The organism is Microbacterium sp. G2-16M (assembly GCF_055809115.1).
On record NZ_CM147897.1, the window covers coordinates 145,930 to 157,747 of the forward strand.

Below are 11,818 nucleotides of genomic sequence, written 5' to 3' on the forward strand. Positions count from 1 at the left end.
GAACACACTGCGGAAGCCCTCGGCTGCCATGGTCGACACTCCGTTCATGAGCAGCTGGGCTTGCCCTGGTAGCTGCCGGAGGAGTCGGCGAGCGAGAAGAAGATCTTGGGGCTGTCGGCCCAGTTCCAGCCAGCGACGGTGCGTCCGGTGATCGACGGCAGCGCCGCGCAGGTCGAGGTCGGGGTGAACTGCAGGCTGGGCAGGGTCACGGCCGTGGCCCAGTTCCACGTGCCGTCGCTGGTGTCGGTGGTGACGGTCGCGGCGGACAGATCGGCCCGCACGGTGATGGAGGACGTGGATGCCGGGGCCGACACCCGGAAGGTCAGGTACACGTTGCGCTGGTGCTGTTTCTTCGCGCCCCACGCGTCGTAGGTCATGGCGGTGATCGTGCAGGTGCCCACCGGCGTGCCCTGCGCCGTCATCGCGGTGCAGGTGCCGTAGGTCGGCCAGGTGCCGGCCGAGACGGTGGCGGCCGCGTAGCCGCGGTCGGTCCAGGCTGCGCTGGTGTCGGCGACCGCGGCGCCGCCGAGCAGCAGCGCGAACACGGCGGCGATCACCACGACGACGAGCGCACGCCGGTGCGCCGTCGGTCGGGTGTGGGCGCCGTGCTCTGCCGGGTTCACGGTGCGGTCGCCTCCTGCAGCCTGCGGCGCTCGCGGCGCGAACCGGCCAAGGGAGCGGTCGGCGTCGCCGTGGGCTCGGGACGGGTGGCCGGGGTCATCCAGGTGAAGGCGATGAGAGCCAGCACGCCGACCAGCAGTGCGATCATGACACCCGGGGCCATCAGCCTCTGGAGCAGGGCGCCCGCCCCCGCCAGCTGCACCCTCGGCGCCCAGACCTCGGCGCCGACCTGGTAGTCGAGCGCGTCTGCGAACTCGTTGTTGTCGCCCTTCAGCGTGATGGTGTAGCCCTCGCCGTGCGCGGCGATCGATTCGATCCGGTGCGTGACCAGATCGTGGGTGAGCGCGTTGGGGAGGCTGACGACGTCGCCGGGGGCGAGGGTGTCGGCGGCGACGGGCGTGTCCACCACGAGGTCGCCGGTCATGATCCCCGGCTCCATCGAGCCGGAGATCACGATGAGGGGCTTGATCAGGCCGGCCGCCGTGGCGCCCCAGACCAGGCCGCAGGCGACGCCGACGACGGCCAGCGTCCACAGGACGGCGAGTGCGCAGCGGTGAAGGACGACCATGATGTGCTCTTCTCGTGGTGGGTGTCGGGCGATCAGGCGGTGGCGGTGCCGGCGATGGTGACCTGGACGGTGCCGCTCTTGCCCTGGTTGCCCGCGGCCCAGTCGGCGGGGGCCGCGACGGTCAGCGTGATCGTCGTGGTGGCGCCCGCGCCGCCGGCGGCGGTGAGGGTGCCGGTGGCGGGGGTCGCGGTCAGGGTCGGGGCGGTGGTGAAGGTGCTGCCGGCGGTCCACGCGGCGGTGGCGGTGAGGGCGGCGTTCGCGGTGCCGGTGTTCTTCACCTGGAGCGTGACGGTGCGGGTCTGGCCGGGCAGCATGTTGGCGAACGTCGCGGCCGGAACCACCAGCTGGATGCTGCCGGCGTTGTCGGACTCGACCCAGCTGCTGCCGTCCAGCGAGCCCTGGAGGTTGAATGTGGCGGCCTGGGCCGGCGCGGAGAAGAACACGTTGTCGGTCCAGGCGGCGCTGGTCACGGCCGCGCCGATGCCGCCCACCGCGAGCAGGGCGAGGGCGCCGGCGATGATCGGGCGGCGCTTGCGGGCCTGGCGTGCGGTGCGTCGGGCGGTGCGAGTGGTGGTGTCGTTCATGGGTGCTGCCTCTCAGAAGTTGCGGACCGGGCCGTCGGGTGCGGTGCTCCGGTGATGTGCGATGAGATGACGGTAGAACGGCGTCCTCAAGCGCCCCTCAGGCGCGGCTCAAGGCCGCCCAAGGGTATGGATCTTGAGCGGATGCTGAGGCGTGGCATCCTCGTAGTCATGCCTTTGATCGCAGTGACCGGCGGAATCGCCTCGGGGAAGTCGACGATCGCACGGCGGCTCGCCGCGCACGGCGCGGTCGTCGTCGATGCGGACGCGCTCGTCCACGAGGTGCAGCAGCCGGGTTCGCCGGTGCTCGATGGGATCGCCGCGGAGTTCGGGGCCGGCATGCTGCGGGAGGACGGGTCGCTGGACCGCGCCGCGCTGGGGGCCCGGGTCTTCGGCCATCCCGACCGGATCGCACGGCTGAACGCCATCGTGCATCCGGCCGTCGGGGCCGAGTCGCAGCGCCGGTTCGCGCAGGCCCGGGCCGCGGACCCCGATGCGGTCGTGGTGTACGACGTGCCGCTGCTGGTGGAGGCGCGGGGGACCGGCGAATGGGACCTCGTCGTCGTCGCGCACGCCCCGGCCGAGATCCGCCAGCGGCGCCTGGTCGAGCTGCGCGGCATGGCCGCCGACGACGCCCGCGCGCGGATCGCGTCGCAGGCGACGGATGCGCAGCGGCTGGCGGTCGCCGACGTCGTGATCGACACCTCCGGATCGATGGCGCACACCGAGGAGCAGACGGATGCGCTGTGGCAGCGGCTGAGCTCCGGCATCCGCGGCCGCCACGATGTCCCAGGCGCGACGTAGCCTGGAGGGATGCAGACCACCCGCTCCGTCCGGCCGTTCGAGGTCGTCAGCGAATACATGCCCAGCGGCGACCAGCCGCAGGCCATCGAGCAGCTCGCCGCGCGCATCAACGCCGGCGAGACCGACGTCGTCCTGCTCGGGGCCACCGGCACCGGCAAGTCCGCGACGACGGCATGGCTGATCGAGAGGGTGCAGCGCCCGACGCTGGTGCTGTCGCACAACAAGACGCTGGCCGCCCAGCTGGCCAACGAGTTCCGCGATCTCATGCCGCACAACGCGGTGGAGTATTTCGTCAGCTACTACGACTACTACCAGCCCGAGGCGTACGTCCCGCAGACCGACACCTTCATCGAGAAGGACTCCTCGGTCAACGCCGAGGTCGAACGGCTGCGCCACTCCACCACCAACTCGCTGCTGTCCCGCCGGGACGTCGTCGTGGTCAGCACCGTCTCGTGCATCTACGGCCTCGGGGCGCCCGAGGAGTACATGCGCGCCATGGTGGCGCTCCAGGTGGGGGAGCGGTACGACCGGGACGCCCTGATCCGCCAGTTCATCTCGATGCAGTACAACCGCAACGACGTCGACTTCTCCCGCGGCAACTTCCGTGTGCGCGGCGACACGATCGAGATCATCCCGGTGTACGAGGAGTACGCGATCCGGATCGAGCTGTTCGGCGACGAGATCGAGGGGCTGTACATGCTGCACCCGCTCACCGGCGACGTCGTGCAGAAGCTCGACTCGGTGCCGATCTTCCCGGCGTCGCACTATGTGGCCAGCACCGAGGTCGTCCAGCGCGCGATCGGCACGATCGAGGCCGAGCTGGCCGAGCGCCTGGGCGAGCTCGAACGGCAGGGCAAGCTGCTCGAGGCGCAGCGGCTGCGCATGCGCACCACGTTCGACCTCGAGATGCTGCAGCAGCTCGGGTTCTGCTCGGGCATCGAGAACTACTCGCGGCACCTGGACGACCGGCAGCCCGGCGAGCCGCCGCACACGCTGCTGGACTTCTTCCCGGACGACTTCCTGCTGGTCATCGACGAGTCTCACGTGACGGTGCCGCAGATCGGCGCCATGTACGAGGGGGATGCCTCGCGCAAGCGCACGCTCGTCGAGCACGGCTTCCGGCTGCCCAGCGCCCTGGACAACCGCCCGCTGCGCTGGGACGAGTTCAAGGAGCGCATCGGGCAGACCGTGTACCTGTCCGCGACGCCCGGCCGCTACGAGATGGGCATCGCCGACGGCGTGGTGGAGCAGATCATCCGGCCGACCGGGCTGGTCGACCCGCAGATCGTGGTCAAGCCCTCCAAGGGGCAGATCGACGATCTGCTCGAGGAGATCCGGGTCCGCGCCGAACGCGACGAGCGGGTGCTGGTCACCACGCTGACCAAGAAGATGGCGGAGGAGCTGACCGACTTCCTCGGCGAGCACGGGGTGCGGGTGCGGTACCTGCACTCCGACGTCGACACGCTGCGCCGCGTCGAACTGCTCACCGAGCTGCGCGCGGGCGTGTACGACGTGCTGGTGGGCATCAACCTGCTGCGGGAGGGGCTCGACCTGCCCGAGGTGTCGCTGGTGGCGATCCTGGACGCCGACAAGGAGGGGTTCCTGCGCTCGGGCACATCGCTGATCCAGACGATCGGCCGCGCCGCCCGCAACGTCTCCGGCGAGGTGCACATGTACGCCGACAACATGACCGACTCGATGCGGACCGCGATCGACGAGACCGACCGGCGGCGCGAGAAGCAGGTCGCCTACAACCTCGAGCACGGGATCGACCCGCAGCCGCTGCGCAAGCGCATCGCCGACATCACCGACGTGCTGGCGCGGGAGGGCGCCGACACGGCCGCGATGATGTCCAAGCGGGATGCCGCCAAGTCGAAGTCCGGCAAGGGCAAGAGCCCGACGCCGCGGCTGCGCCGCGAGGGCATCGCGGCGGAAGGGGCCACCCAGCTGGAGGACACGATCGCCGACCTCACCGCGCAGATGCTCGCGGCCGCCGGCGAGCTGAAGTTCGAGCTGGCCGGACGCCTGCGCGACGAGGTGCAGGACCTGAAGAAGGAGCTGCGCGCGATGGAGAACGCCGGTCACGCGTGATCGGCGGGATCGGCTAGCGTGAGCGTGTGAGGACCCGCAACGGCCGCAGGCTGCTCGTGGCGGCCGTGGTCGCCGCCGGTGCCGTCGCCGTCCTCGGGGTCGTCCTGGCCGGCCCGCTGGAGGTGGGGGCGCCGCGGTGGAATCCCGCACCTCCGGTGCGCACTGCGCAGCCCCGGCCGACGCTGACCGGGCAGGCCACACCGCCGCCGTCGCTGGCCGGCGCCGAGGGAGCGGCCGGGGTCATCCGGATCATCCTGGCCATCGTGTTCGCCCTGGCCGTCGCCCTGCTGGTGGCCGTCGTGGTCGTGGTCCTGGTGCGCCGATTCCGGCAGCGACGCCGGAGGGTGCGGCGTGCCGCCGAGGCGGCATCCGAATCCGGCGCCGCCACCGTCACCGACACCGCCGTCGCCGCGCCCGTCGTGCAGCGGGGCATCGCGCGCGCCCTTCAGATCCTGGACGAGGAGCGCACACCCGACGATGCGATCGTGCAGGCCTGGCTGGGGCTGGAGGACGCGGCCCGACAGGCGGGCGCGCGCCGGGCGGCGTCGGAGACGCCCGCCGAGTACGCCGCACGGATCATCCGCCGCTTCGAGACGAACAGCTCGGCCACCGACATCCTGCTGCGCCTGTACCAGGATGTGCGGTTCGGGGGCCGGCACGCCGACGAGGGCACCGTGCGCACCGCGCGGGAGTGCCTGCTGCACCTCCAGCGGTCCTGGCACGACCCGGCCGATCGGCCTACGGCATCGGCGCCGTCCCCGGGAGGCGAACGATGAACCGGGCCGCCGCCGGACCGGTCGTGGCCGGAACGGCGCTCGGCGCGGTCACCGGGTTCGTCCTGTGGGGGCTGGGCATGTCGTGGCCGGCCGGGGTCGCCGTGGCGCTGTTCGGACTGGCCGGCGGCATCGCCTGGGCCGGGTTCGCCGGCGGCGACCGGCCCCTGTACGCCCGCACGCACGCCGAGCCGCGGCCGGGAACACGCTCGGACATGACCCAGATCGCGTGGTCGCTGCGCGGCCGCAACGGCGAGATCAGCGACAGCGGCGTGAAGCGGCTGCGCGCCTTCGCCCGGGCCCGGCTCGGCCGGCACGGCCTGGACCTGGACGACGAACGGGATGCCGCGCAGATCCGCGTGCGGCTCGGCCCGGCCGGCGCGGACCCCCTCCTCGGCGGGCACGTGCGTTCGATCGCCGAGGTGGAACGCTGCCTGGACGCGCTGGAGGCGCTCGAGAAGACGACCGCGGACGGCCCGCAGACGCGGGCGACGCAAGGGAGAGGATGAGCCGTGACCGAAGCCGACGTGCCCCCGGAGCCGTCCTACCCGCCCGAGCGGGTCGGCGAGCTCGCCGCCGCCGTCCTCGCCGAGGTGGGCACGGCCGTGGTCGGACTGCAGGAGCCGCTGCGGCAGGCGCTGGCGGCGATCCTGGCCGGCGGACACGTGCTGTTCGAGGACGTCCCCGGGCTCGGCAAGACGCTGGCCGCACGCTCGATCGCGCAGGCCTGCGGGCTGGATTTCCGCCGCCTGCAGTGCACACCCGACCTGCTGCCGTCGGACATCACCGGCTCGTACGTGTACGCGCCGGCCACCGGGACGTTCGAGTTCCGCCCCGGGCCGGTGTTCACCGGGCTGTTCCTGGCCGATGAGCTGAACCGCACCGCGCCGAAGACCCAGTCCGCACTCCTGGAGGCGATGGCGGAGGGACAGGTGACGGTCGAGGGCACGAGCTACCCGCTGCCGCGGCCGTTCCACATGATCGCCACCGCCAACCCGATCGAGTACGAGGGCACGTATGCGCTGCCGGAGGCGCAGCTGGACCGGTTCCTGGTGCGGCTCAGCGTCGGCTACCCCGACCGGGACGGCGAGGAGCAGATCCTCGCCAACCGCATCGCACGGCGCACCGAGACCGCGCAGGTGGCCCGGGTGATCGATGCCGCGCAGCTGCGGGCCATGCAGTCCGGGGTCGAAGCGGTGCACGTGGACCCCGACATCCTGCGGTACTGCGTCGAGCTGGCGGCCGCGACGCGCAGCGATCCGTCGGTCGAGGTCGGCGCCTCGCCGCGCGGCTCGCAGGCCCTGATGCTGGTGGGCCGCGCCCGGGCGGTGATCGACGGCCGAGACTACGTCACGCCCGACGACGTCAAGGCCGTCGCCGTGCCCGCCCTGGCCCACCGGCTCTCGCTCACCCCGGGCGCGTGGGCGGCCGGCACCGATCCCGCGCGGGTGATCGAGGCCATCCTGCAGAAGGTGCCGGTGCCGCCGACCGTGGCCCGGTCCGCTGCGGGCGCGTGATGACCCGGATGCTGTCGCCGGCGCCGATCGCGGGGATCGGCGTGGGCATCGTCCTGCTCGGGGTCGCGCTGGCCTTCGGCCGGGTCGACCTGGCCGTGCCCGGCGTGGTGCTCCTGGTGGCGGCGGCGCTCGCGCTGGCCGCCGGCGGCCAGCGGACGGAGGTCGAGCTGGGCCTGGAGCGCGGCGACCCCGAGCCCGCACCGGACGGCCCGGTGGTGGTCCCGGTGACGATGAGCGTGCAGGCCGCGGGCGCCGAGACGATCCTGGTCACCGTCACCGAGCTGCAGCATCGCACCCGACGGATCGCGGTCGCCGGGCCGGTCGCGCGCACCCTGCTGCGGATCCGCACCCCGCACTCCGGCGATCAGGAGCTCGTGCGCGCCGACGCCGTCGCCATCGGCCCGGACGGCGCATGGACCAGCATCGCGCCGACGCGCACCCGGCTCTCGGCGCGGGTCCAGCCGCCGGCCGAGCCGGTGCGGTTCCTGCCGCTGCCGCCCGACCCCGCGGGGCTGACCGGAGCGCACGACGCCTCGCGGCCGGGGGACGGGGGCGAGTTCCGCGACATCCATCCGTTCGCTCCCGGCGACCGGCTGCAGCGCATCGACTGGAAGGCCACCGCCCGCCTGGCCCGGCGCCCGGGCGAGCTGTTCGTGCGGCGCACGTTCGCGACCTCGGACGTGGATGTCGCCCTCATCCTGGACGACGGCGAGGACATCACCGGGCGGGTGGGCGACTGGGCGCACGGCGACCGCTCGCTCGGACTTCCGGGGTCGATGGACATCGCCCGCCGCGCCGCCTGGTCTCTGGCCGCCGCCTACCTCGACGCGGGTGACCAGGTGTCCTTCCAGCAGCTGTCCCGGCCCGGCGGCGCGGTCCGGCGGGGCTCGGGCGCCCGGCACCGCGAGCGGCTCCGCGCCGCGATCGCCGCCTCGCCGCCGCAGCCGCGGCTCAGCCGGACCCGCACGCCGCAGGTGGCGCGCGGGGCCCTGATCGTGCTGCTGTCGACGTTCCTGGACGACGAGACGGTGCGCCTGGCCGGCGTGTGGCGGGCGGCCGGGCACCGGGTGCTGGCGGTGGACACCCTGCCCAGGCTGCAGTCCGAGCGGCTGCGACGGGAGGAGATCGCGGCATCGCGGATGGTGCTCGGCCTGCGCGCCGACCGGCTGCGCGACATCACCGCGATGGGCGCGGACGTCCTGGCCTGGGATGGGGATGCCGGTGCCCGCACCGCCCGGCTGCGGACGCTGTCACGGATGAGGCGCCGCGGATGAGTGGCGGGCCAGACGACGTGCCGGCGACCAAGCCGGGTTCGACGGCACCGGATTCGACGGCACCGGGTCCGGCGGCACCGGGCCGGGGTCGAGCGGGCTGGAGTCGACCGGCCGCGAGCATCCCGCTGCCGGTGCTCCGGGCGATCCCGGTCGTCCTCGCCTGCTGCGCGTTCGCCCTGCTCCCCGTGCCCTATGCCGTGATCGCCCTCGTGCTCGCGGTCCTCGGCGCCCTCCTGCCGGCCACGCTGGCCACCTGGGGCGTCGCCCTGGTGATCGCGCTGGTCCCGCTGATGCACCCGGCCGCGCCCGCCGACGTCCGGCCCTACCTGGTGCTGGCGCTGGTGCACGCGCTGCACGTGCTCGGCGGACTGAACCTCGCGCTGCCTGCGCTCGGCCGGATGCACCTGCGGGTGCTGGCGCGCCCCGCCCGCCGATACCTGGTGGTGCAGGTCGTCGCCCAGCCGGTGCTGTTCGCGGGCCTGGTGCTGGCGCAGGAGCCCGTGCGCGACGCGCTGCCGCCCGCGGCGGTCGTGCTGGCGACCGCGGCCTGCGCGGTCGCGGTGGTGGTCGTGCTGCGCGTCCTCGCCGCGCGTCGCTGACCGAGGGAGCTCGATCCGGTGCCGTTCGCGGGGAGCGCAGAGCACGTCGCGGCCGGTGTCGGAGGCCGCAAATAGACTTGACCGGTGCCCATCATCCCTGTCGCCAGCCCTGCCCACACCTCGGGAAAGCTCAGCGTCCGCGGCGCGCGCGTCCACAATCTGCGCAACGTCGACCTGGACATCCCCCGCGACGCGCTCGTGGTGTTCACCGGCCTGTCCGGATCCGGAAAGTCCAGCCTCGCGTTCGACACGATCTTCGCCGAAGGACAGCGCCGGTACGTCGAGTCGCTGAGCGCCTACGCCCGCCAGTTCCTGGGGCAGGTGGACCGGCCCGACGTCGACTTCATCGAGGGGCTGAGCCCGGCCGTCTCTATCGACCAGAAGTCGACCAACCGCAACCCGCGCTCGACGGTGGGCACCATCACCGAGATCCACGACTACATGCGCCTGCTGTGGGCACGCGTCGGCATCCCGCACTGCCCCGAGTGCGGCGAGGTGATCCAGCGGCAGACGGTGCAGCAGATCGCCGACCAGCTGATGGAGATGCCCGCACGCACCCGCTATCAGATCGTGGCGCCGGTGGTCACGCAGAAGAAGGGCGAGTTCGTCGACCTGTTCAAAGAGCTCGGCGCCAAGGGCTACGCCCGCGCCGTGGTCGACGGCGAACTCGTCCAGCTGGCCGAGGCGCCCGCGCTGAAGAAGAGCTACAAGCACGACATCGCGGTGGTCGTCGACCGGCTCGTGGCCGGCCCCGACATCCTCAGCCGGGTCACCGACTCGGTCGAGACCGCGCTGGGCCTGGCCGACGGGATCATGCAGGTCAACTTCGTCGACGAAGAGGGGGATGCCGCCTGGCAGAGCTTCTCCGAGAAGCTGGCCTGCCCCAACGGCCACCCGCTGCAGCTGACCGAGATCGAGCCGCGCACGTTCTCGTTCAACGCGCCGTTCGGCGCCTGCCCCACCTGTTCCGGCCTGGGCACGCGGATGTCGGTGGATGTCGACCTCATGCTCGGCGACGACGAGCTGTCGCTGCGCGAAGGCGTCGTGATCCCGTGGACGACCCAGGGCAAGGGGCTGTTCCAGTACTACGAGCGCCTGCTGGAGGGGCTCGCGGACGACCTCGACTTCTCCCTGGACACCCCGTGGCGGATGCTTCCGCAGCGGGTGAAGGACGCCGTGCTGCACGGCGAGAACTTCAAGGTGACGGTGCGGTGGAAGAACCGCTACGGGCGCGAGATGCGCTACACCTCGGGCTTCGAGGGCGTGGTCCCGTACATCGAGCGGCAGTACCTGCAGGCCGAGTCCGACACCCAGCGCCAGCGCTGGGCAGAGTTCCTCCGCGAGGTGCCGTGCGCGGTCTGCAACGGCGACCGGCTCAAGCCCGAGGTGCTCGCGGTGAAGGTCCACGGCCACTCCATCGCCGAGGCCTCCCGGATGAGCCTGGCCGAGGCGCACGAGTACTTCGCCACGCTCGAGCTGACCGCCCGCGAGGCGAAGATCGCGGCGCAGGTGCTGCGCGAGATCCGGCTGCGCCTGGAGTTCCTCATCCAGGTCGGGCTGAACTACCTCAACCTGGGGCGCTCGGCCGGCTCGCTGTCCGGCGGCGAGGCCCAGCGCATCCGGCTGGCCACCCAGATCGGCTCCGGGCTGACCGGAGTGCTGTACGTGCTGGACGAACCGTCCATCGGGCTGCATCAGCGCGACAACCGGCGGCTCATCGAGACCCTGCTCACGCTCCGCGACCTGGGCAACACGCTCATCGTCGTCGAGCACGACGAAGAGACCATCCACGCCGCCGACTGGGTCGTCGACATCGGTCCGCGCGCCGGCGTCGACGGCGGCACCGTGGTGCACTCCGGTCCGCTGGATTCACTCCTGCAGGAGCGCGCGTCGCTGACCGCCGACTACCTGTCCGGGCGACGCGAGATCCCGACGCCGACCCGGCGCCGGAAGATCGACAAGAAGCGCCAGCTGTCGGTGGTGGGCGCACGCGAGAACAACCTGCAGAACGTGAGCGTCGACTTTCCGCTCGGCGTGATGACCGCGGTGACCGGGGTCAGCGGCTCGGGCAAGTCGTCGCTGGTCAACGACATCCTGTACCAGGTCCTCGCGGGCCGGCTCAACGGCGCGCGCACGGTGCCGGGCAAGCACACCCGGGTGACCGGGCTGGACAACCTCGACAAGGTCGTGCACGTCGACCAGGCGCCGATCGGGCGCACCCCGCGGTCCAACCCCGCCACCTACACCGGGGTGTTCGACCGCATCCGGACCCTGTTCAGCGAGACGCCGGAGGCGAAGGCGCGCGGCTACCGCCCGGGCCGGTTCAGCTTCAACGTCAAGGGCGGCCGCTGCGAGGCCTGCTCCGGCGACGGCACCATCAAGATCGAGATGAACTTCCTGCCCGACGTGTACGTCGACTGCGAGGTGTGCCACGGCAAGCGGTACAACCGCGACACCCTCACCGTGCACTACAAGGGCAAGAACATCGCCGAGGTGCTCGAGATGCCGATCTCCGAGGCGGCCGGGTTCTTCGAGCCGATCCAGGCGATCCACCGCTACATGAAGACGCTGGTCGACGTCGGGCTGGGCTACGTCCGTCTCGGCCAGTCGGCCACCACCCTGTCCGGCGGCGAGGCGCAGCGCGTCAAGCTGGCCACCGAGCTGCAGCGCCGGTCCAACGGCCGGTCGGTGTACGTGCTGGACGAGCCGACCACCGGCCTGCACTTCGAGGATGTGCAGCGGCTGCTCGAGGTGCTCAACGGGCTCGTCGACAAGGGCAACACGGTGATCGTCATCGAGCACAACCTGGACGTGATCAAGTCCGCGGACTGGATCATCGACCTGGGTCCCGAGGGTGGCTCCGGCGGCGGCACGATCGTGGCCACCGGGACGCCCGAGCGGGTCGCCCGTGCCGACGGCTCGTACACCGGCGCCTTCCTCTCCGAGATCCTCGACCCGGCCGGATCCCAGCGCAAGGCGGGCTGAGCGCG

11 protein-coding genes are annotated in these 11,818 nt (G+C 72.2%); 8 read left to right on the top strand and 3 right to left on the bottom strand.

The window, feature by feature from the left end:
* Nucleotides 1-44: 44 nt before the first annotated feature.
* The 3 genes from AC0L6F_RS00710 to AC0L6F_RS00720 are packed head-to-tail and all read right to left on the bottom strand — an operon-like array spanning nucleotide 45 to nucleotide 1,773.
* Complete coding sequence (locus AC0L6F_RS00710) at nucleotides 45-623, bottom strand: hypothetical protein (protein ID WP_274635760.1); 579 nt, start codon at nucleotides 621-623, stop codon at nucleotides 45-47.
* Entirely contained in the window at nucleotides 620-1,189 is a 570-nt protein-coding gene (locus AC0L6F_RS00715; protein ID WP_473538832.1) for a signal peptidase I, read from the bottom strand. The genes AC0L6F_RS00710 and AC0L6F_RS00715 overlap by 4 nt, the downstream gene beginning before the upstream one ends.
* A gap of 32 nt (nucleotides 1,190-1,221) precedes the next feature.
* On the bottom strand, nucleotides 1,222-1,773 hold the full coding sequence (locus AC0L6F_RS00720) for a hypothetical protein (protein ID WP_473538834.1): 552 nt from the start codon (nucleotides 1,771-1,773) through the stop codon (nucleotides 1,222-1,224).
* A gap of 168 nt (nucleotides 1,774-1,941) precedes the next feature.
* Between AC0L6F_RS00720 and coaE the strand changes: the two genes are divergently transcribed.
* The 8 genes from coaE (at nucleotide 1,942) to uvrA (ending at nucleotide 11,813) form a co-directional block, all read left to right on the top strand.
* Nucleotides 1,942-2,574, top strand: a complete 633-nt coding sequence (coaE, locus tag AC0L6F_RS00725; protein WP_473538835.1) for a dephospho-CoA kinase — start codon at nucleotides 1,942-1,944, stop codon at nucleotides 2,572-2,574.
* A 9-nt stretch (nucleotides 2,575-2,583) separates the two neighbouring features.
* Nucleotides 2,584-4,665, top strand: coding sequence for an excinuclease ABC subunit UvrB (gene uvrB, locus AC0L6F_RS00730; protein ID WP_274635756.1), 2,082 nt, complete (start codon nucleotides 2,584-2,586; stop codon nucleotides 4,663-4,665).
* A gap of 26 nt (nucleotides 4,666-4,691) precedes the next feature.
* Nucleotides 4,692-5,441, top strand: a complete 750-nt coding sequence (locus AC0L6F_RS00735) for a DUF4129 domain-containing protein (RefSeq protein ID WP_473538836.1) — start codon at nucleotides 4,692-4,694, stop codon at nucleotides 5,439-5,441.
* Nucleotides 5,438-5,947: a hypothetical protein gene (locus tag AC0L6F_RS00740; RefSeq protein ID WP_274635754.1), complete on the top strand. Its 510-nt coding sequence runs from the start codon at nucleotides 5,438-5,440 to the stop codon at nucleotides 5,945-5,947. Before AC0L6F_RS00735 ends, AC0L6F_RS00740 begins: the two co-directional genes overlap by 4 nt.
* Before the next feature lie 18 nt (nucleotides 5,948-5,965).
* Nucleotides 5,966-6,955 (top strand): AAA family ATPase, encoded by a 990-nt coding sequence (locus AC0L6F_RS00745; protein ID WP_473539919.1) that lies wholly within the window; start codon nucleotides 5,966-5,968, stop codon nucleotides 6,953-6,955.
* A complete protein-coding gene (locus AC0L6F_RS00750) occupies nucleotides 6,955-8,229 on the top strand; it encodes a DUF58 domain-containing protein (RefSeq protein ID WP_473538837.1) in 1,275 nt (424 codons plus the stop codon). The genes AC0L6F_RS00745 and AC0L6F_RS00750 overlap by 1 nt, the downstream gene beginning before the upstream one ends.
* Nucleotides 8,226-8,828, top strand: coding sequence for a hypothetical protein (locus AC0L6F_RS00755; RefSeq protein WP_473538839.1), 603 nt, complete (start codon nucleotides 8,226-8,228; stop codon nucleotides 8,826-8,828). Before AC0L6F_RS00750 ends, AC0L6F_RS00755 begins: the two co-directional genes overlap by 4 nt.
* Before the next feature lie 84 nt (nucleotides 8,829-8,912).
* Complete coding sequence (gene uvrA, locus AC0L6F_RS00760) at nucleotides 8,913-11,813, top strand: excinuclease ABC subunit UvrA (protein ID WP_473538840.1); 2,901 nt, start codon at nucleotides 8,913-8,915, stop codon at nucleotides 11,811-11,813.
* Nucleotides 11,814-11,818: the final 5 nt, after the last annotated feature.

Coding starts and splice junctions, on each gene's coding strand:
- AC0L6F_RS00750 (WP_473538837.1), top strand. CDS start 6,955: ATGACCCGGATGCTGTCGCCGGCGCCGATCGCGGGGATCGGCGTGGGC.
- AC0L6F_RS00740 (WP_274635754.1), top strand. CDS start 5,438: ATGAACCGGGCCGCCGCCGGACCGGTCGTGGCCGGAACGGCGCTCGGC.
- AC0L6F_RS00715 (WP_473538832.1), bottom strand. CDS start 1,189: ATGGTCGTCCTTCACCGCTGCGCACTCGCCGTCCTGTGGACGCTGGCC.
- AC0L6F_RS00755 (WP_473538839.1), top strand. CDS start 8,226: ATGAGTGGCGGGCCAGACGACGTGCCGGCGACCAAGCCGGGTTCGACG.
- coaE (WP_473538835.1), top strand. CDS start 1,942: ATGCCTTTGATCGCAGTGACCGGCGGAATCGCCTCGGGGAAGTCGACG.
- AC0L6F_RS00720 (WP_473538834.1), bottom strand. CDS start 1,773: ATGAACGACACCACCACTCGCACCGCCCGACGCACCGCACGCCAGGCC.
- uvrB (WP_274635756.1), top strand. CDS start 2,584: ATGCAGACCACCCGCTCCGTCCGGCCGTTCGAGGTCGTCAGCGAATAC.